This window comes from Pseudomonas sp. AK181 (assembly GCF_051122975.1).
GTDB lineage: Bacteria > Pseudomonadota > Gammaproteobacteria > Pseudomonadales > Pseudomonadaceae > Aquipseudomonas > Aquipseudomonas lactis.
In genome coordinates this window covers 2,866,006-2,885,318 of sequence record NZ_CP146348.1, presented here as the reverse complement: position 1 = coordinate 2,885,318, position 19,313 = coordinate 2,866,006, and the positions used below count along the sequence as shown (strand labels likewise).

Sequence of the window (19,313 nt, the reverse complement as noted above, 5' to 3'; positions counted from 1 at the left end):
GACGCTCCGCGTCACCCGGGGACGCAGAGCGTCCCAAGCGGCGTTACCACGCAGAGCGTGGGAACGATCAAGTGTTAAGCACTGCCCTGAGGATCGTTCCCGCGCTTTGCGTGGGCATGCATTCCGTGACGCTCTGCGTCACCTGGGGACGCAGAGCGTCCCAAGCGGCGTTACCACGCAGAGCGTGGGAACGATCAAGCGTTAAGCACTGCCCTGAGGATCGTTCCCGCGTTCCGCGTGGGCATGCATACCGTGACACTCTGCATCACCCGGGGACGCAGAGCGTCCCAAGCGGCGTTACCACGCAGAGCGTGGGAACGATCAAGCGTTAAGCACTGCCCTGAGGATCGTTCCCGCGTTCCGCGTGGGCATGCATACCGTGACGCTCTGCGTCACCCGGGGACGCAGAGCGTCCCAAGCGGCGTTACCACGCGGAGCGTGGGAACGATCAGGTGGTCGACGAGTGCAAAAAAGTATCAGTGAGCGTGCTCCCAAGGATTTGTCACCGCCGCTTTTGAAGGCTGTAATCAACGCACACTCTTCCTGACTCCTTGTAGGAAGACACAACAACAATAACCGTCCTTCTGTAGCCCCCTGGGCGCGGAAATGGAGTGCGCGATGAAGTTCACAGCAAAAGCATTGCTTGCCTGTACCTGCATGACCCTCAGCGCCGTCAGCCTTGGCGCGCAAACCCTGACCATTGCCACCGTCAACAACAGCGACATGATCCGCATGCAGAAGCTCTCGAAAACCTTCGAGGCCGAGCATCCGGAGATCAAGTTGAACTGGGTGGTGCTCGAAGAAAACGTACTGCGCCAACGCCTGACCACCGACATCGCCACACAAGGCGGGCAGTTCGATGTGTTGACCATCGGCATGTACGAAGCCGCACTCTGGGGCGCCAAGGGGTGGCTGGAGCCGATGAAAGACTTGCCGGCGTCCTACGACCTCGACGATGTGTTCCCTTCAGTGCGTGACGGCTTGTCAGTCAAGGGCTCGTTGTACGCCCTGCCGTTCTATGCCGAAAGCTCGATCACCTATTACCGCACCGACCTGTTCAAGGACGCCGGGCTGAGCATGCCCGAGCACCCGACCTGGACCCAGATCGGCGAATTCGCCGCCAAACTCACCGACAAATCCAAAGAGCAATACGGCCTGTGCCTGCGCGGCAAAGCCGGTTGGGGTGAGAACATGGCGTTGATCACCACCCTGGCCAACGGCTTCGGCGCGCGCTGGTTCGATGAGAAGTGGCAGCCAGAATTCAACGGCCCCGAGTGGAAGAACGCGCTGAACTTCTACGTCGACAACATGAAGAAATCCGGCCCGCCGGGTGCGTCCAGCAACGGTTTCAATGAAAACCTGGCGCTGTTCAACAGCGGCAAATGCGCGATCTGGGTGGATGCCAGCGTGGCCGGCTCGTTTGTGACCGACAAGAGCCAGAGTAAGGTCGCAGACCATGTCGGCTTTACCTTCGCGCCCCATGAGAAAACCGACAAGGGCACGTCGTGGCTGTACTCCTGGAGCCTGGCGATCCCGACCAGTTCCAAGGCCAAGGACGCCGCCAAGGTGTTCACCAGTTGGGCCACCTCCAAGGAATACGGGCAACTGGTGGCCAAGACCGATGGCATCGCCAATGTGCCGCCCGGTACGCGCCAATCCACCTACAGCGACGAGTACATGAAGGCCGCGCCGTTTGCCAAGGTGACGCTGGAATCGCTGAAAGTGGCCGACCCGACCAAGCCAACCGAGAAGCCGGTGCCGTATATCGGTATCCAGTTGGTGACCATTCCTGAATTCCAGGCGATCGGTACCCAGGTGGGCAAGTTCTTCTCGGGTGCGTTGACCGGTCAGCAGACCGTCGATGCTGCGTTGACCGCCGCGCAGAACACCACCGAGCGGGAAATGAAGCGGGCTGGTTACCCCAAATAAGCCCGCCTCACCACCGCAAATACAGGAGCAGAGCTTTTGTGGGAGCTGGCTTGCCTGCGATGCAAACAACTCGGTCTATCCATAACACCGAGGCGATGCCATCGCAGGCAAGCCAGCTCCCACAGTGACCGCGCTCCGACGCAGATTCTGCAGGCATCTGACTGGTTCTGATTATCATGAATACACCCACCAAAAACCGCCTGGCCAACCCCGGCTGGTTTCTTGTCAGCCCCTCGGTGGCCTTGCTGCTGCTGTGGATGATCGTGCCGCTGGGCATGACCCTGTACTTTTCGCTGATCCGCTACAACCTGCTCTACCCCGGCGAAAACCAATTCGTGGGGCTGGAAAACTTCAGCTACTTCATTACCGATTCGGGGTTCCTGCCCGGCGCCACTAATACCCTGTTGCTGGTGGGCAGCGTGTTGCTGATCAGCGTGGTGTTCGGCGTGTTGATCAGTGCGCTGCTGGAGGCCAGTGAGTTTCTGGGGCGCGGCATCGTACGGGTGATGCTGATTTCGCCGTTCTTCATCATGCCCACCGTCGGCGCGCTGATCTGGAAGAACCTGATTTTTCACCCGGTGTCGGGGATTCTCGCTGCCGTGTGGAAGTTCTTCGGCGCCGAGCCAGTGGACTGGCTGGCGCATTACCCGCTGCTGTCGATCATCATCATTGTGTCGTGGCAATGGCTACCCTTCGCGATCCTGCTGCTGATGACCGCCATGCAGTCCCTGGACCAGGAACAAAAGGAGGCCGCACGCCTGGACGGTGCCGGCGCCATTGCGATCTTCTGGCACCTGACCTTGCCCCACCTGGCCCGCCCGATTGCCGTGGTGGTGATGATCGAAACCATCTTCCTGCTCTCGGTGTTCGCCGAAATCTTCACCACCACCAACGGTGGCCCCGGCTACGCCTCGACCAACCTCGCCTACCTGATCTACAACCAGGCGCTGGTGCAGTTCGACGTGGGCATGGCCTCGGCCGGCGGCTTGATTGCCGTGGTCATCGCCAATATCGCTGCGATCATCCTGGTGCGGATGATCGGCAAAAACCTGACTGACAAGCCTTGAGGGCCGCGCCATGACGCTTCAACAATCCCGCCGCCTGCAAAGCCTGTTGCTCGGCACGTTGGCCTGGGCCATCGCGATCCTGATTTTCTTCCCGATCTTCTGGATGGTGCTGACCAGTTTCAAGACTGAAATCGACGCGTTCGCCACCCCGCCGCAGTTCATCTTCACGCCGACGCTGGAGAACTACCTGCACATCAACGAGCGCAGCAACTACTTCGCCTACGCCTGGAATTCTGTGGTGATTTCCTTCAGCGCTACCGCCCTGTGCCTGCTGATTTCGGTGCCGGCTGCCTACTCCATGGCGTTCTACGAAACCCAGCGCACCAAGGGCACCCTGCTGTGGATGCTGTCCACCAAGATGCTGCCGCCGGTGGGCGTGCTGATGCCGATCTACCTGCTGGCCAAGAGCTTTGGCCTGTTGGACACGCGCATTGCGCTGATCATCATCTACACCCTGATCAACCTGCCGATTGTGGTGTGGATGGTGTACACCTACTTCAAGGACATCCCCAAGGACATCCTCGAAGCCGCCCGCCTGGACGGCGCCACCCTGTGGCAGGAAATGGTCCGCGTGCTGCTGCCCATCGCCAAGGGTGGCCTGGCATCCACCGTACTGCTGTCGTTGATCCTGTGCTGGAACGAGGCGTTCTGGTCGCTGAACCTGACCTCCTCCAGCGCCGCGCCGTTGACCGCCTTGATCGCCTCTTACTCCAGCCCTGAAGGCTTGTTCTGGGCCAAGCTGTCCGCCGTATCGACCCTGGCCTGCGCGCCGATCCTGATCTTTGGCTGGATCAGCCAGAAGCAGTTGGTACGCGGTTTGTCCTTTGGCGCCGTCAAATAATAATTCGAAAAGGAGGCCCATCATGGCCAACCTGAAAATCAAGAATCTGCAAAAAGGCTTCGAAGGTTTTTCCATCATCAAGGGCATTGACCTGGAAGTGAATGACAAGGAATTCGTGGTATTTGTCGGCCCGTCAGGCTGTGGCAAATCCACCCTGCTACGCCTGATCGCCGGCCTGGAAGAAGTCACTGAAGGCACCATCGAACTCGATGGCCGCGATATCACCGAAGTCACCCCGGCCAAACGCGACCTGGCCATGGTGTTCCAGACCTACGCGCTGTACCCGCACATGAGCGTGCGCAAGAACATGTCGTTTGCCCTGGACCTGGCCGGCGTGGACAAGAAGCTGGTCGAGAGCAAAGTCAGCGAAGCCGCACGCATCCTTGAGCTGGGGCCTTTGCTGGAGCGCAAGCCCAAGCAACTCTCGGGCGGCCAGCGCCAGCGCGTGGCGATTGGCCGGGCGATTGTGCGCAACCCGAAGATCTTTCTGTTCGACGAACCGCTGTCCAACCTCGACGCGGCCCTGCGCGTGCAAATGCGCCTGGAGTTGGCGCGCCTGCATAAAGAACTGCAAGCGACCATGATCTACGTGACCCACGACCAGGTCGAAGCCATGACCCTGGCCGATAAAGTGGTGGTACTCAACAGCGGGCGCATCGAACAGGTCGGCTCGCCGTTGGAGCTGTACCACCAGCCGGCCAACCTGTTCGTGGCAGGCTTTCTCGGCACGCCGAAGATGGGCTTCCTCAAGGGCCAGGTCACCCGCGTCGACAGCCAAGGCTGCGAAGTGCAACTTGACGCCGGTACCCTGATCAGCCTGCCGTTGAGCGGCGCCACCCTCAGCGTGGGCAGCGCGGTGACCCTGGGCATTCGCCCGGAACATCTGGAAATCGCCACACCAGGGCAAACCACCCTGACCGTCACCGCCGACGTCGGCGAGCGCCTGGGCAGCGACACCTTCTGCCACGTCATCACCCGTAACGGCGAGCCGCTGACCATGCGTATCCGTGGCGACATGGCCAGCCAATACGGCGAGACGCTGCACCTGCACCTGGACCCGGCGCACTGCCATCTGTTCGACACCGATGGCGTCGCCGTGGCCCGCCCACTGCGCGCTGCCGCCTGATTTCGTGAGTATTTCCCGATGAAATTGAATAAAGCCAACCTCACCCAACTGGCGCCCCAAGTGCAGGTGCCGACCTACGCGCTTGCCGATACCCGCCAGGGCATCGCGCACATTGGCGTCGGCGGTTTCCACCGTGCACACCAGGCGTTTTACACCGATGCCCTGATGAACACCGGCGAAGGCCTGGACTGGGGCATCTGCGGCGTGGGCCTGCGCAGTGAAGACCGCAAGGCCCGCGACGACCTGGCCGGCCAGGATTACCTGTTCACCCTGTATGAACTGGGCGACACCGATGATACGCAAGTGCGCGTGATCGGCTCGATCAGCGACATGCTGCTGGCCGAAGACGGCGCCCAGGCGCTGATCGATAAGCTCGCCAGCCCCCAGATCCGCATCGTCTCGCTGACCATCACCGAAGGCGGCTACTGCATCGACGACAGCAACGGCGAGTTCATGGCCCACCTGCCGCAGATCCAGCATGACCTGGCGCATCCGAGGGCACCGAAAACCGTGTTCGGCTTTATCTGCGCCGCCCTCACCCAGCGCCGCGCCGCCGGCACCCCGGCCTTCACGGTAATGTCCTGCGATAACCTGCCCCACAACGGCGCCGTCACCCGCAAGGCCTTGCTGGCCTTTGCCGCCCTGCACGACGCCGGGCTGCATGACTGGATCAAGGCCAACGTGAGCTTCCCGAATGCCATGGTTGACCGCATCACGCCAATGACCAGCACCGCCCACCGCCTGCAACTGCACGACCAGCACGGCATCGACGACGCCTGGCCGGTGGTGTGCGAGCCGTTTGTGCAATGGGTGTTGGAAGACAAATTCGTCAACGGTCGCCCGGCCTGGGAGAAGGTCGGCGTGCAGTTCACCGATGACGTCACGCCTTACGAAGAAATGAAGATCGGCCTGCTCAACGGCAGCCACCTGGCCCTCACGTACCTGGGGTTCCTCAAGGGCTACCGGTTCGTTCACGAGACCATGAACGACCCCGTGTTCGTGGCGTATATGCGCGCCTACATGGACCTGGACGTCACGCCGAACCTGGCACCGGTACCTGGTATCGACCTGACCGTATACAAGCAGACCCTGGTGGAGCGCTTTTCCAACCAGGCGATTGCCGACCAATTGGAGCGCGTGTGCTCCGACGGTTCATCGAAGTTTCCCAAGTTCACCGTGCCGACCATCAACCGCCTGATTGCCGACGGCCGCGAGACTGAGCGTGCCGCCCTGGTGGTGGCGGCCTGGGCGCTGTACTTGAAAGGCGTGGATGAAAACGGCGCGCGCTACAGCATCCCGGACCCACGGGCAGCGTTCTGCCAGCACCTGGTGAGCGATGACGCGCTGATCAGCCAGCGGTTGCTGGGGGTGGAAGAGATTTTTGGCACGGCTATTCCCAAGTCGGCGGCGTTTGTGGCAGCGTTCCAGCGTTGCTATGCAAGCCTGCGCGACAAAGGCGTCACAGCCACACTGCAAAACCTCCTGAACAAACCGGATTAAGCATGTGGGAGCTGGCTTGCCTGCGATAGCGGTCCGGCAGTCACTGCAGGGTTGACTGGACCACCGCTATCGCAGGCAAGCCAGCTCCCACATCGACCGAATTTTCAACCCAATAATAATGCTGAGCACCCACCTCATGACCCAGCAAAACCTTTACCTCGGCATCGATTGCGGCACCCAGGGCACCAAGGCCATCGTCCTCGATGCGTCCAGCGGCAAGGTGCTGGGCCTGGGCGCGGCCGCGCACAGCTTGATCAGCGGCGCCAATGGCCGCCGTGAACAACACACCCAGGAGTGGCTGGACGCCTTCACCGCCGCCACCCACCGCGCCCTGCAACAGGCCGGCGTGGATGGCCAGGATATCCTCGGCATCGGCGTATCCGGCCAGCAACATGGCTTGGTGCTACTGGACGAACAAGGTGAAGTGTTGCGCCCGGCCAAGCTGTGGTGCGACACCGAAACCACGCCGGAGAACGACCGGCTGCTGCAACATCTGGGCGGCGAACGCGGCTCCCTGGAGCGCCTGGGTGTGGCCATTGCACCGGGCTACACCGTGTCCAAGCTGCTCTGGACCCGCGAACAGCACCCCGACGTCTTCGCACGCATTGCCCATATCCTGCTGCCCCATGATTACCTCAACTACTGGCTCACCGGCCGCGCCTGCGCCGAGTACGGCGATGCATCGGGCACCGGTTACTTCAACGTGCGCCGCCGCGAATGGGATGTGGCATTGCTCCAGCACATCGACCCCAGCGGCCGCCTGCAAGCCGCGTTGCCGACACTGATCGAAGCGGACCAAGCGGTGGGCACCATCCTGCCGGCCATCGCCGAGCGCCTGGGCATCAACCCCAACGCGGTGGTGTCCAGTGGCGGCGGCGACAATATGATGGGCGCCATTGGCACCGGCAATATCGCCCCCGGCGTGATCACCATGAGCCTGGGTTCATCGGGCACCGTGTATGCCTTTGCCGACCAGCCGAACGTCAGCCCGCAGGCCTCGGTGGCGACCTTCTGCTCTTCCAGCGGCGGTTGGCTGCCGCTGATCTGCACCATGAACCTGACCAACGCCACGGGGGTGATCCGCGAGCTGTTCGAACTGGACCTGGACGCCTTCAACGCCCTGGTCGAACAGGCGCCAATCGGTGCCGATGGCGTGAGCATGCTGCCGTTTCTCAACGGCGAACGCGTGCCCGCCCTGCCCCACGCCACCGGCAGCCTGCAGGGCCTGACCATGACCAACCTGACCCGCGCCAACCTGTGCCGCGCGGTGGTCGAAGGCACCACCTTCGGCCTGCGGTATGGCCTCGACCTGCTGCGCCAGACCGGCCTGCAAAGCCAGAGCATCCGCCTGATCGGCGGCGGCTCGAAAAGCCCGCTATGGCGGCAGATGGTCGCCGATATCATGCACACCGAAGTGGTGTGTACCGAACAGAGCGAGGCGGCCGCCCTGGGCGCTGCGATCCAGGCGGCGTGGTGCCAGAGCGGCGAACCGCTGGCCAGCCTGTGCGACAAATGCGTGAGCATCGACCCCGCCAGCCGCACCTTACCCGTGGCCGCCAATGTCAGCGCCTATCAACAGGCGTATGAGCGTTATCAACAGCACGTGGCAACCCTTTAAGAGCGAGCAACTATGTATCTGGTGTGTGGTGAAGCGCTGTTTGATTTCTTCAGCGAGGAGGATGCCAGCGGGCAGGCCGCCAAGCTCAACTACAAGGCGATTGCCGGTGGCTCGCCGTTCAACGTGGCGGTGGGTTTGCGCCGCCTGGGGATCGAGTCCGGGTTCTTCGCCGGCCTGTCCACCGATTACCTTGGACGGCGCTTGCAGCAGGTATTGAAAGACGAAGGTGTCAGCGAAGGCTTTCTGGTGGAGTTCGACGCGCCGACCACCCTGGCGATGGTCGCCGTGGGTGCCAACGGCTCGCCGCAGTACAGCTTTCGCGGCGAAGGCTGCGCCGACCGGCAATTGCAACTGACGCACCTGCCGCCCCTGGGCGATGAGATTCGCGGGCTGCATGTGGGCTCGTTTTCGCTGGTGGTACAGCCCATTGGTGACACGCTGTTGAGCCTGGTCAAGCGTGAAAGCGGCAAGCGCCTGATCAGCCTCGACCCCAACGTACGCCTTAACCCGCAGCCCGATATTCAGCTGTGGCGCGCGCGCGTCGCAGAGCTGGTGCAACACGCCGACCTGATCAAGGTCAGCGACGAAGACCTGCACCTGCTCTACCCCGACCAGACACCGGAAAGCGTGCTGCAAGGTTGGCTGCAACACCGTTGCCAATTGGTATTTCTTACCCGTGGGGGCGATGGCGCGTCGGTGTTTAGCCGTCAGCATGGCACCTGGTCGCAACCTGCGGTCAAGGTGGTGATGGCCGATACGGTGGGCGCGGGTGATACCTTCCAGGCGGCGCTGATTGCGTGGCTGACGGAACAGCAGTTGGACTCAGTTAAAGGGCTGCAAAACCTTAGCCGCGAGCAGATCGACGCCATGCTGGGTTTCGCGATTCGTGCCGCCGCACTGACCTGCGGCAAGACCGGCCCAGACCTGCCCTATCGTCACCAATTGGGTTGAGCTGAGCGGGCAAAAACTCAAAATGCCATCACGCAGGCCACGTATTCCGTGGCCTGCGCGCCATGCACAAAAAATTGCGCTACTGGAAAACTGTGCTAAACCCAAAAACAGGAGCAGTTATTACAACAAACCTAGGACACCCCCATGCAAAAGCCCAGTGGTTTCTCGACCCGGGCCGTTTTAGCTGTCGGCCTCATCTCATTGCAGTACATCACCTCTCAACCCTCCCACGCTGCCTGTGTTCTCCCCCCGGGAATCGGTAACGATACCTATACGTGCGACAACGGCAGCAGTCCCGGCCTGACCGATCTTTCCGGGGATAACAGCCTGACGCTCTCCAAGGGCGGCATCATTGATGGCAACGTTACCCTTGGTGCTGGAATGGATAGGGTAGAATTCAACGATGACGCCGTGGTCAACGGCGTAGTGCAGCAAGGTCCCGGTATCGATCATTTCCTGATGACAGGCGGAAAGATCCAGGCTTTGTTCCAAGGCGATGGCCTCGACACCTTCGAAATGAGCGGCGGCACCATCGTCGACGCGTTTGAGGACGGCGACAGGGCCCGCCAGAGCGGTGGCAGCATTGGCCGCGTCAATATGAAACTGGACAAGAATTTCTATTACATGTCCGGTGGCGACATCGTGAACAACCTGGTGACCGGCTTTGATATCGACACGATCGACATTTCCGGCGGTACCATCGGTGGCAATATCAGCACCAGCGGCGGTGATGACAGCATCACCGTCAGGGGCGGCTTGATCAAGGGTGAGATCCGCGCCAGCGTCGGCAACGATACGTTCCAATGGCTGGGTGGCGGCCAGATCAACGCCCCGGTATTGATGGGTGATGGCGACGACACCGCCCTGCTGCAAGGCTTGAGTGAAAGCACCCTGACCCACACGCCCTCTATCGATGCGGGCCTGGGCAACGATCAACTGACCTTCGATGCGACCACGTCCAGCACCGCCAGCCGCTACCTTGGCTGGGAGACGGTCAACCTCACCAACAAATCGCGCCTGGACCTGGTCGGGGACTTTTTCTCAGGTGACAGTGACAGCAAAACCGGCATCTTCAACATCGACGGCAGCAGTACCCTGGCCGTGACCCAAGGCAGCATCCGCCCCTACACCGCCGGGCAACGGGTGACGTTCAATAACGCCGGCACGATCGACATGACCGCTGACAACAGCGCGACCAGCGTGTTGACGGTGCATGGCGACTACGTGGGCGACAACGGCCAGTTGCATCTGCAAACCGTACTCGGCGATGAAAACTCTGCCACCGACAGGCTGGTCGTATCCGACGGCAGTATGAGCGGTCACACACAATTGGCCGTCAGCAACCTCGGCGGTGCCGGTGGGCTTACCCGCAACGACGGTATCGAGGTGGTCCAGGCGCTTAACGGTGCCGTCAGCCCCCCTGATGCGTTCGCTTTGAAGTACCCGGTATCCGCCGGGGCCTATCAGTATTTCCTTTTCCATGGCGGCACTGTCGCTGGCACGGAACACAACTGGTACCTGCGTTCCTCGGTGGTAGCGGTGCAACCGCCAGCCGTTGTGACGCCGACGCCGCCCGTGCCGCCCGCTGTGCCCGTAGCGCCCATTCCGGCAAATCCGCCAGTAGTCGACCCGGACGAGCCGCCTGTCGAACCCCCGACCGCGCAACCGGTAGCACCGGTCGAGCCCCCTGCGCCACCACCCAGCCAGGTTGCGGCAGCCCACTCACCGCAGTCCGCGGCGAGCAACCCGCCGTTGCCGACCGCTATCGCCGGTGCCGAGCCGATTCCGTTGTATCGCCCGGAAGTGCCGATCTATTCAGTGGACATCCCCGCTGCGCAGGTCATGACGTTGCAAGCCCTGGGTACCTTCCATGAACGCCAGGGCGAGCAAAGCCTGCTGACCGGGACCGGTGCAATGCCGGCAGGTTGGGGCCGCGCCTACGGCAGTGACTTCAACAAGAGCTGGTCGGGCACGGTGGCGCCCAGTTTTGACGGCACGTCCAGGGGCTTCCAGGTGGGCCATGACCTCTATGCCAGCGAAACCAGTGGCGGGCAGACTCAACGCTTTGGCCTGTTTATCGGCCAGAGTCGCCTGCGCGGCGACGTCAAAGGGTTTGCGCTGGGCTGGCAAAACCATCGTTCCGGGCGAGTCAAACTCGACGGCGACAATGTCGGCGCCTACTGGACCCTCACCGATCCCACCGGCTGGTACGTGGACGTGGTTGCCATGGGCACGCGCCTGGAGGGCGACAACAAGTCCGACCGAGGCGTGAAGATGGACACCAAGGGCCACGCTCTGGCGTTATCCGCCGAGGCCGGCTACCCGATCACGCTGTCCGAGCACTGGGTCGTGGAGCCACAGGCTCAGGTGATCGGCCAGAAGATCGACCTGGATAGCCAGCACGATGGTATTTCCAAGGTTTCCTTCGACTCCCAGGAATACTGGACCGGCCGCCTCGGCGCACGCCTCAAGGGCCGCTATCTGGTCAGCAACACGCCGGTGGAGCCGTACCTGCGGGCGAATGTCTGGCACACCTTTGGCGGCAGTGACACGGTGACGTTCGATGATGCGGACCGGATCAAGAGCGATCACAAGTCCTCCACCGCCGATATTGGCGCCGGCGTCGTGGCTCAATTGTCATCCGCGTTCAGCGCCTATGTGGAGGGCAAATATGGAACCGGGCTGGACGACAATCACTTTGAGGGCGCCAGCGGTAGTATCGGAGTGAAAGTGAGCTGGTAAAGCTGAAGTCTTGTCAGCGTTGGGCCTGGCACATACCAGGCCCACGGTCTCAATTCACCCTCAAGCGATCAACTAGTGATAACCGCGCTCGCCTGCTCGTTGCAGGACCGGTGCGTGGTTGTGCCTGAGGTCCTCACGCAACCCGGTGATCAGGTTGCAAATGGCTCGACTGCTGTCGAGTTTGTCAGCGTTTATACCTTTGACTTCCAAATCCACCCGGTCACGGTCGCGCTCGTCGTAGACCCTGATCGTCAACGACGCATCCTCGGCTTTGGTGCATTCGCACCGTTTAGGCAGGAAACTCCCTTCAATAATGCTGCGAAGCTCTAGTTCTGAAAGCATGGCTAACCTCTCCTTTTTTTGAGACCGCCAACAGTTATATGTATCCGACAGGCACTTGCCTGCCACGTCTTGCCAACCTTGGAAGACGCTTTCAATCAATAAGCCTACTCGGCAAAAACCGCCGTGGTTGTAACCTTTCCTCATAAGCAAACCGCTTGCTCATAGTAAACAAAACGCTCTCTTGGGCTTCATCGTCGAACTACATGGATTAAACGTTTAACCCGCGGCATCGCGGCCAGGTGTTTATGGGGAAACCCTTTTTTCGGCAACATATCGCAACCAATCAATCCATCACCGCCCAGCCGACGCAGGTTTGCGATAAACATACGAAACATATACGATTCGTATATAAACCAAACACAGTGAACCTCATGGGCATCGTCAAGATCACCGATCAACTGCACGAACAACTCCGCCTGGCCAGCGCCGCCATGGACCGCTCCATCAACGCCCAGGCCGAGTTCTGGATCAAGATCGGCCTGCTCGCGGAACTCAACCCGCACCTGCCTTACAACGAGCTGATCAACAAGCTGTTGCTGGACAAACCCGACCTGATCCGGGGGCGCAGCTGATGATCAAGACCCCCGCACAACTGGCCGTGATGCGTGAAGCCGGGCGCCTGTTGGCGCAGGTCTTCGACATGCTCGACGGCTTCGTCGCCGCCGGCCGCACTACCCTGGAGCTGGACAGCACCGTCGAAGCCTTCATCCGCAATGACCTCAAGGCCCGCCCTGCCAGCCTGGGGCAGTACGACTACCCCTTCTGCATCAACACCTCGATCAACGAGGTGGTGTGCCACGGCATGCCCAGCGCCAAGCAATTGCTCAAGGACGGCGACATCATCAACATCGACATCACCCTGGAAAAAGGCGGCTTCATTGCCGACTCCAGCAAGATGTACATGATCGGCAACGTGACGCCCAAGGCCAGGCGCCTGGTGGACATGACCTTTGAGGCGATGTGGGCCGGTATCCGCCAGGTCAAGCCCGGCGCGCGCCTGGGCGATATCGGCCATGCGATCCAGAGCCACGCGCAAGCCAATGGCTACAGCGTGGTGCGCGAATACTGCGGCCACGGCATCGGCCGGCAAATGCATGAAGAGCCGCAAATCCTGCACTTCGGCCGACCTGGCACCGGCCTGGAACTGCGCCAAGGCATGGTGTTTACCATCGAACCGATGCTCAACCAGGGCAGCGCCAAAACCCGCAGCCTGAAAGACGGCTGGACGGTGGTCACCAAGGACAACAGCCTCTCGGCGCAATGGGAACATACCGTGGCGGTGACGGCGGATGGGTATGAAGTGCTGACCTTGCAAACCCCTCAAACCCTTCAAACCCCTCAAACCCTGTAGGAGCGAGCTTGCTCGCGAAGGCCTCAAGGACTGCGCGCTAAACCAGGCTCCCCACTTTTTCGTTGACGTTTTTCGCGAGCGAGCTCGCTCCTACAGTGGCCTTGGCTTCGAGCTCGCGCACCAGCGGCAATACACGTTTGCCGAAATATTCCACTTCTTCTTGGAAGTGCAGAAAGCCCGCAAGCACCAAGTCCACCCCCACGGCCTTGAGTGCGACGATGCGCTCGGCGACCTGCTGCGGCGTGCCGATCAGGTTGGTCTTGAAGCCATCGTTGTATTGCACCAGGTCCTCAAAGCTGGACTTGGCCCAGTTGCCCTCGCCCTCCGGCGACGCCTTGCCTGCTTGCCTGGCCGCGTCACCAAAGGCATTGACCGCCTCGGGGTCGGCTTGGTCGATGATCTGCGCCAGCACCCCCCGCGCCTCTTCCTCCGTGTCGCGGGCGATCACAAAGGCGTTCACGCCCACCTTCACCGAGTGGTGATTGGCAGCGGCCTTGGCGCGAATATCATCGACCTGAGCCTTAACGCCTTCGGGCGTGTTGCCATTGGTGAAATACCAATCCGACACCCGCGCCGCCATATCCCGCGCCGCCCGCGAACTGCCGCCCTGGAAAATCTCCGGCTGGCCCAGGGGCTTGGGCTTGAGGGTGTAATGGTTGAAGCGATAGAAATCGCCCTTGAAGGTGAAATCGTCCTGGGTCCAGATGCCTTTGAGGGCACGGATAAACTCTTCGGAACGCCGATAGCGCTCATCATGCTCCAGCCAATGCTCGCCAATGGCCTGGAACTCGCCCTTGAACCAGCCACTGACAATATTCACCGCAATACGGCCGTTGGTGAGTTGGTCGATGGTCGCCAATTGCTTGGCCGCCAACGCCGGTTGCCACGGCCCAGGCAGGATCGCCGCGATGACCTTGAGGCTGGTGGTTGCCGCGAGCAACGCATGGCTGAACGCCACGGACTCATGCTGGTTCTCGGCACCATAGCCTGCGGTGAAACGAATCTGCGTCAAGCCATACTCAAAGCCCGCCGCCTCCGCCAGCTGCGCCAGCTTGCGGTTGTACTCGATGCCCCAGTGGGTGCGCTGTTCAATCTTGCTGACCACCAACCCACCGCTGACGTTGGGTACCCAATAGGCAAATTTCACAGCTTGCTGACTCATCGGACGGTACCTCGCACAAGGGATGTGCAAGGGATTAGGCAGCAAGCGTGCCAGGGGTAGGCAAATGCCCGTAGCGTGGGGGTTGCGGGGCAAAAAGGGGGATTGAAGCGTTGGCTTGCCAGTGTTTGCGATCGCAGTAGTTTGTGGATCTGCTGTTGCTGGAGCAACAGTGGCGACCAGTCCCGCCAAACGTACCCACGATGCGAAGCGAGTCGCTCTTGATCTTGATCTGCTTTTGATCTTAGGCGCCCCGTCAAACCACGCTGGCCGGAATTCGACAGGGATTTGGGGGGTAAACCGGCAGGGATGCCGGTTTAGCCGCCCCGCGCCATGGATGGCGCGTGGCGGCGGCCCCCCAAATCACTGGCGGATTACGGGCACACCGAGCCCAAGCGAGGTGCCGAGTGGTGGGGCAAGAGCGTTTTGCTTACTTTGCCGCTTTTGCAAAGTGAGCCGCCGTCAGGGCGGAACCCTAAGCGGCCGTTACCGCAGAAATGGATATGTACACAATCCAACTGTGTTGACTGCCAGGCCGCCATCGCAGGCAAGCCAGCTCCCACAGTTGGAGCGTGGGGTGTCCAGCAAAATACTCAAAACGCCAACTTGTACCCCACCGCCATCAACATCACCGCCAGACACGGCCGCAATACCCCATCGGGAATCTTGCCCGTCATATGGCTGCCCACATAGATCCCCGGCAACGACCCCATCAGCAAAAACCCCAGCAAATGCCAATCCATATTCCCCATGCTGGCATGGCCCAGGCCCGCCACCAAGGTCAGGGGCACCGCATGGGCGATCTCGGTGCCAACCAGGCGCCGCGTGGCCAGGAACGGGTACAGAATAAACAGCGCCACCGTGCCCAGAGCACCCGCGCCGATCGAGGTCAGCGCCACCATGGTGCCAAGGATCGCACCTGTCACGACAGTGAGCGCATTCAGATTGCGCGGGCGCAGATGATAGGAATCACCAGCATGACGCTGGGCAAAAGCCAACAGGCTTTTCTTGAACAGGATCGCCAGGGCCGTCAGCAGCAATACCACGCCAAGGGCCTGTTTGATCACCGCATTCATCGCACTGGGGTCGGTGTGCAAGCTGGCCAGGAACCATAACGTCAGCAACACCGCCGGCACGCTGCCCAGGGTGAGCCAACCAGTGATGGTCCAGTCGATATTCTTGTTCTTGCTGTGCACCAGCACACCACCGGACTTGGTGATCGCGGCGTACAGCAGGTCGGTGCCCACCGCAGTGGCTGGGTTGATGCCAAACCACAGCAGGATCGGGGTCATCAGCGAACCGCCGCCCACCCCCGTCATACCCACGATAAAACCCACGATCAGGCCGGCAACCACGAAACCAATATTACCTACATCCATCCCAGCTACCCGCGGCCTTATAAATTTCTGGCCGCAGGATAGCGATTTTTCTTATAACCACTTATACCGATGCGATCTGAGTTTATGCTTTTTTGAAAATCTTCACTTTTTTTGCAAAACACTGCATCCAATGGGCGGGCCAGGGCCGTAGTCATCAGCGTAACCCTGCTGTTCTACCCAATGGAGAAACACCATGAACGCTAAAACACTGCTGTGCTTGACCGGCCTGCTCATCGCCGCGCCATCGGCGTTTGCCCAGGCGGGCCTGCCGGACAGCATCAAGGTGCCGGATGGCCACAAGCTGGCGATGCAAACCACCGGGGTCGGCGAAATCACCTATGAATGCCGCGACAAGGCCAACGCCGCCGGCCAGACCGAGTGGACCTTCGTGGGCCCCAAAGCTGTGTTGAACGACCGTAACGGCCAGCAGGTCGGCACCTATTTCGGCCCACCCGCCACCTGGCAGGCCAAGGACGGCTCGACCATCACCGGCACGCAATTGGCCGTGGCGCCGTCGAGCCCGGGTAACCTGCCTTATCAACTGGTCAAGGCCAACCCGGCCGAGGGCAAAGGTGCGATGAGCGGCGTGACGTATATCCAGCGGGTTGCGCTCAAAGGCGGGGTCGCTCCCGCGACGCCCTGCACCACGGCGAACAAAGGCGCCAAGGAAGTGGTGAAATACCAGGCGGATTACCTCTTCTGGGCCGCCAACTGAGCAAACTCAGCTACGCTGGCCAGGTAGGCGCGAGCAACCTCGCGCCTACCACGCGTAGACGTCTCCTCAGTGGCAGGAATTCTGGTTTGGCTGAAATCATCTTTGATTATGAAGTGTGCCTGTTAGCCTGCGCCCGCGGCGATCAACGCGCCCTGCACCAGCTCTATGAGCAGGACAGCAGCCGCTTGCTCGGTGTGGCACTGCGCATTACCCGCAACAAGGCCCTGGCCGAGGACATTGTGCATGACGCCTTTATCAAGATCTGGCATGGCGCGCGCAGTTTCGATCCCCTGCGAGGCTCCGCACGGGGTTGGGTGTTCAGCGTGACTCGCCACCTGGCCCTGGACGTTGTACGCAGCGCCGGGCGTGACGTGCCGCTGGACGATCAGTACGAACCGCTGGCAGAGCCTGCCCAGGCCATCGAGTTTGCCGCACGCTCCGGGCAGATCCACCAATGCCTGGAACGCCTCGACCCGACGCGCCGCACCTGCATTCTGCACGCCTATGTGGACGGTTACTCCCACAGCGAAATCGCGCAAAAACTCAGTACCCCGCTGGGCACGGTCAAAGCCTGGATCAAACGCAGCCTCGCCGCGTTGCGCGAGTGCATGGCATGAACGACAGCCTGGATGAACTGGCCAGCGAATACGTGCTGGGGACCCTGCCCGCCGAACAGCGCGCGCAGGTGCAACAACGCCTGGCCCATGATGCGCCGCTGCGCGCAGCGGTGGATGCCTGGGAGCAGCGCCTGTTGCCTCTGGTGGCGCTGGCCCAACCGGTGCCGCCTTCGGCACAGCTGTGGCGGCGTATTGAACGCCACATCAAAGCCCCCGAAACGAGCGTGGCGTGGTGGAACCTGCTGGCGTTCTGGCGTGGGCTTTCTGCCGCGGGCCTGACGGCAAGCGTGGTGCTGGCGGCTTTATTACTGACGCGCCCGCCCCTGCCCGCACCCAGCTTCGTGGTGGTGCTGATGGCGCCACAAAGCCAGGCACCGGGCTGGGTGGTGCAGGCCAGTGATAATCAGCAGATCCAGTTGATCCCACTGGGGGTGATGGAGATTCCTGCTGACAAAGCCCTGGAGTTCTGGACCAAGGCCGATGGCTGGCAGGGTCCCGTCTCCCTGGGGCTGGTCAAGCCTGGGCAGACCTTGTCGATCCCCCTGGACAAGCTGCCGCCGCTGGCGCCCAACCAGTTGTTTGAACTGACGCTGGAAGGGCCCAATGGCTCGCCCACTGGCAAACCCACCGGGCCGATCCACGGGATTGGCCGCGCAGTCAAAGTGCTTTGATCACGAAAGGTTAGGCAGCCACACACGAAACCGCGCCCCGCCCAAGGGAGACGCCAAGGCCGTCAAAGTGCCGCCCTGGGCCTCCAGGGCGCGCCGGCTGATCGCCAGGCCCAGGCCAAAGCCGCCCGTGGCGCGGTCGCGGCTGCGGTCCAGGCGGTAGAACGGCTCAAAGATGCGCTCACGCTGGTCCGCCGGTATGCCGATGCCATCGTCGTCCACCCAGATTTCACAGCCTTTGGGGCATACCCGCACGCCCACCTGGATGCGTTTATCGCAGTAGCGCGTCGCATTGCGCAGCAGGTTCTGCAAGGCCCTGGCAGTCAGGCGCGGGTCGAGGCTGAAGCGCTCCACAGCGCAATCGAGCACCACATCGATGACGATGTCTGGGTTTTCCAGCTCATCGTCGACGCTGCCCAACACGCTGTCGATAAACTCATCGAGCGCCACCTCTACCCGCTCCGGCAACTGCGCCGGGTTTTGCAGGCGGCTGTAAGACAGCAATTCCAGCACCAGTTCATCCAGCTCCCGAATATGCGCCACCAGGCTTTGCAAGCGCTCGCGGCTGGCCGCGGGCATGTCTTCGGAAAGCGCCAGGGCCAGGCCGAAATCCAGGCGGGTGAGCGGCGTGCGCAGTTCATGGGAGACCGCGTTGAGCAAGTCGCGCTGCTGGTTCAAGAGGCGTTCGATATCATCGGCCATGGTGTCGAACACCGCCGCCAGGCCGCCGATGCTGGAGCTGGGTGCGAGCCCCGTACGCGCCTCCAGATGGCCCTTGCCCAATAGCGCGGCGGTACTTTTCAGGCGCTCCAGGTCACGCCAGTGCGGACGCAGCCACACCAGCAGGCACGCCAGCAAGGCGGCGCCGACCAGCACGTTCATCGACCAGTACAACAGGTTCATGTCCAACGGGTCTGGCGGCACGGTCAACTTGACCGCGAACTGTTGGTTGATCGGCGAGCTGATTTCTTCCATCCAGCCCCACTCGCCCAGGCGGATTACTGGCTTGCCTTGCTCCAGTAGCTGTTCTTCCTCGGGGGTATAGCGGGCATCCTGGCGCAGCAACAGTTGCACCTTCAGCGGTGCAAAATCGTGGCTCAATTGGTCGGTCACCTGGGACCAGCGCTCCACCGGCGCCCGCTGGTACTGCTTGACCATGAGCTTTTGCAGGCCACGGGACTGTTCGATGTTGTAGTCCATGTAGCGGTGTTCGAACAGCTGGATCACCAGTTTGGGAATCAGGTAAATCGCCGCACTGTAAGTGACGATGGTGATCAGGTAGAGGCGCAGCAGTACGCGAAACATGCT

General features: G+C 61.3%; 17 protein-coding genes. 13 read left to right on the top strand and 4 right to left on the bottom strand.

The features are described 5' to 3' along the window. The first annotated feature begins 618 nt into the window (after nt 1–618). The 8 genes from V8689_RS13370 to V8689_RS13335 all read left to right on the top strand — a co-directional run bounded on the left by V8689_RS13370 (nt 619) and on the right by V8689_RS13335 (nt 11,774). Entirely contained in the window at nt 619–1,929 is a 1,311-nt protein-coding gene (locus V8689_RS13370; protein ID WP_056784790.1) for an ABC transporter substrate-binding protein, read from the top strand. 176 nt (nt 1,930–2,105) lie between these two features. Then, the gene (locus tag V8689_RS13365; RefSeq protein ID WP_014718700.1) at nt 2,106–2,996 is read left to right on the top strand and encodes a carbohydrate ABC transporter permease; all 891 of its coding nucleotides are present in this window, start codon (nt 2,106–2,108) and stop codon (nt 2,994–2,996) included. A gap of 10 nt (nt 2,997–3,006) precedes the next feature. Continuing rightward, complete coding sequence (locus V8689_RS13360; RefSeq protein ID WP_005788583.1) at nt 3,007–3,837, top strand: carbohydrate ABC transporter permease; 831 nt, start codon at nt 3,007–3,009, stop codon at nt 3,835–3,837. Between the two features lie 22 nt (nt 3,838–3,859). Then, nucleotides 3,860–4,963 carry an ABC transporter ATP-binding protein gene (locus V8689_RS13355; protein ID WP_056784787.1) on the top strand — a complete coding sequence of 368 codons (1,104 nt, stop codon included), beginning with the start codon at nt 3,860–3,862 and terminating at the stop codon, nt 4,961–4,963. An 18-nt stretch (nt 4,964–4,981) separates the two neighbouring features. Next, nucleotides 4,982–6,463: a mannitol dehydrogenase family protein gene (locus tag V8689_RS13350; protein WP_056784784.1), complete on the top strand. Its 1,482-nt coding sequence runs from the start codon at nt 4,982–4,984 to the stop codon at nt 6,461–6,463. A 136-nt stretch (nt 6,464–6,599) separates the two neighbouring features. Next, complete coding sequence (gene xylB, locus V8689_RS13345; RefSeq protein ID WP_056784967.1) at nt 6,600–8,081, top strand: xylulokinase; 1,482 nt, start codon at nt 6,600–6,602, stop codon at nt 8,079–8,081. Nucleotides 8,082–8,093: 12 nt separating this feature from the next. Continuing rightward, on the top strand, nt 8,094–9,032 hold the full coding sequence (locus V8689_RS13340; RefSeq protein ID WP_056784783.1) for a carbohydrate kinase family protein: 939 nt from the start codon (nt 8,094–8,096) through the stop codon (nt 9,030–9,032). A 144-nt stretch (nt 9,033–9,176) separates the two neighbouring features. After that, nucleotides 9,177–11,774: an autotransporter outer membrane beta-barrel domain-containing protein gene (locus V8689_RS13335; RefSeq protein ID WP_056784780.1), complete on the top strand. Its 2,598-nt coding sequence runs from the start codon at nt 9,177–9,179 to the stop codon at nt 11,772–11,774. A gap of 72 nt (nt 11,775–11,846) precedes the next feature. Here the strand turns inward: V8689_RS13335 and V8689_RS13330 are convergent, their stop codons facing one another. Further along, nucleotides 11,847–12,116, bottom strand: coding sequence for a DUF1652 domain-containing protein (locus V8689_RS13330; RefSeq protein ID WP_056784777.1), 270 nt, complete (start codon nt 12,114–12,116; stop codon nt 11,847–11,849). A gap of 371 nt (nt 12,117–12,487) precedes the next feature. Here V8689_RS13330 and V8689_RS13325 point away from each other — a divergent pair, with 371 nt between their 5' ends. Together V8689_RS13325 and map are read left to right on the top strand one after the other, a co-directional pair. Beyond that, nucleotides 12,488–12,688: a ParD-like family protein gene (locus V8689_RS13325; protein WP_003190946.1), complete on the top strand. Its 201-nt coding sequence runs from the start codon at nt 12,488–12,490 to the stop codon at nt 12,686–12,688. Continuing rightward, complete coding sequence (gene map, locus V8689_RS13320; RefSeq protein ID WP_056784774.1) at nt 12,688–13,467, top strand: type I methionyl aminopeptidase; 780 nt, start codon at nt 12,688–12,690, stop codon at nt 13,465–13,467. The genes V8689_RS13325 and map overlap by 1 nt, the downstream gene beginning before the upstream one ends. Before the next feature lie 37 nt (nt 13,468–13,504). Here map and sfnG read toward each other — a convergent pair whose 3' ends face one another. Together sfnG and V8689_RS13310 are read right to left on the bottom strand one after the other, a co-directional pair. After that, nucleotides 13,505–14,629 carry a dimethylsulfone monooxygenase SfnG gene (gene sfnG, locus V8689_RS13315; protein ID WP_056784770.1) on the bottom strand — a complete coding sequence of 375 codons (1,125 nt, stop codon included), beginning with the start codon at nt 14,627–14,629 and terminating at the stop codon, nt 13,505–13,507. A 590-nt stretch (nt 14,630–15,219) separates the two neighbouring features. Next, nucleotides 15,220–16,005: a sulfite exporter TauE/SafE family protein gene (locus V8689_RS13310; RefSeq protein ID WP_054897461.1), complete on the bottom strand. Its 786-nt coding sequence runs from the start codon at nt 16,003–16,005 to the stop codon at nt 15,220–15,222. Between the two features lie 193 nt (nt 16,006–16,198). Between V8689_RS13310 and V8689_RS13305 the strand changes: the two genes are divergently transcribed. From V8689_RS13305 to V8689_RS13295, 3 genes are all read left to right on the top strand, one after another. Then, the gene (locus V8689_RS13305) at nt 16,199–16,720 is read left to right on the top strand and encodes a DUF3455 domain-containing protein (protein ID WP_003190941.1); all 522 of its coding nucleotides are present in this window, start codon (nt 16,199–16,201) and stop codon (nt 16,718–16,720) included. An 86-nt stretch (nt 16,721–16,806) separates the two neighbouring features. Next, the gene (locus tag V8689_RS13300; RefSeq protein WP_003190939.1) at nt 16,807–17,337 is read left to right on the top strand and encodes a sigma-70 family RNA polymerase sigma factor; all 531 of its coding nucleotides are present in this window, start codon (nt 16,807–16,809) and stop codon (nt 17,335–17,337) included. Further along, nucleotides 17,334–18,008, top strand: a complete 675-nt coding sequence (locus V8689_RS13295; RefSeq protein ID WP_056784767.1) for an anti-sigma factor — start codon at nt 17,334–17,336, stop codon at nt 18,006–18,008. Before V8689_RS13300 ends, V8689_RS13295 begins: the two co-directional genes overlap by 4 nt. On the opposite strand, the gene V8689_RS13290 is transcribed toward V8689_RS13295, so the two are convergent. Continuing rightward, on the bottom strand, nt 18,009–19,310 hold the full coding sequence (locus V8689_RS13290) for an ATP-binding protein (RefSeq protein WP_047710734.1): 1,302 nt from the start codon (nt 19,308–19,310) through the stop codon (nt 18,009–18,011). Nucleotides 19,311–19,313: the final 3 nt, after the last annotated feature.

Coding starts and splice junctions, on each gene's coding strand:
- V8689_RS13335 (WP_056784780.1), top strand. CDS start 9,177: ATGCAAAAGCCCAGTGGTTTCTCGACCCGGGCCGTTTTAGCTGTCGGC.
- map (WP_056784774.1), top strand. CDS start 12,688: ATGATCAAGACCCCCGCACAACTGGCCGTGATGCGTGAAGCCGGGCGC.
- sfnG (WP_056784770.1), bottom strand. CDS start 14,629: ATGAGTCAGCAAGCTGTGAAATTTGCCTATTGGGTACCCAACGTCAGC.
- V8689_RS13365 (WP_014718700.1), top strand. CDS start 2,106: ATGAATACACCCACCAAAAACCGCCTGGCCAACCCCGGCTGGTTTCTT.
- V8689_RS13370 (WP_056784790.1), top strand. CDS start 619: ATGAAGTTCACAGCAAAAGCATTGCTTGCCTGTACCTGCATGACCCTC.
- V8689_RS13295 (WP_056784767.1), top strand. CDS start 17,334: ATGAACGACAGCCTGGATGAACTGGCCAGCGAATACGTGCTGGGGACC.
- V8689_RS13330 (WP_056784777.1), bottom strand. CDS start 12,116: ATGCTTTCAGAACTAGAGCTTCGCAGCATTATTGAAGGGAGTTTCCTG.
- V8689_RS13355 (WP_056784787.1), top strand. CDS start 3,860: ATGGCCAACCTGAAAATCAAGAATCTGCAAAAAGGCTTCGAAGGTTTT.
- xylB (WP_056784967.1), top strand. CDS start 6,600: ATGACCCAGCAAAACCTTTACCTCGGCATCGATTGCGGCACCCAGGGC.
- V8689_RS13340 (WP_056784783.1), top strand. CDS start 8,094: ATGTATCTGGTGTGTGGTGAAGCGCTGTTTGATTTCTTCAGCGAGGAG.
- V8689_RS13290 (WP_047710734.1), bottom strand. CDS start 19,310: ATGTTTCGCGTACTGCTGCGCCTCTACCTGATCACCATCGTCACTTAC.
- V8689_RS13325 (WP_003190946.1), top strand. CDS start 12,488: ATGGGCATCGTCAAGATCACCGATCAACTGCACGAACAACTCCGCCTG.
- V8689_RS13350 (WP_056784784.1), top strand. CDS start 4,982: ATGAAATTGAATAAAGCCAACCTCACCCAACTGGCGCCCCAAGTGCAG.
- V8689_RS13360 (WP_005788583.1), top strand. CDS start 3,007: ATGACGCTTCAACAATCCCGCCGCCTGCAAAGCCTGTTGCTCGGCACG.
- V8689_RS13305 (WP_003190941.1), top strand. CDS start 16,199: ATGAACGCTAAAACACTGCTGTGCTTGACCGGCCTGCTCATCGCCGCG.
- V8689_RS13310 (WP_054897461.1), bottom strand. CDS start 16,005: ATGGATGTAGGTAATATTGGTTTCGTGGTTGCCGGCCTGATCGTGGGT.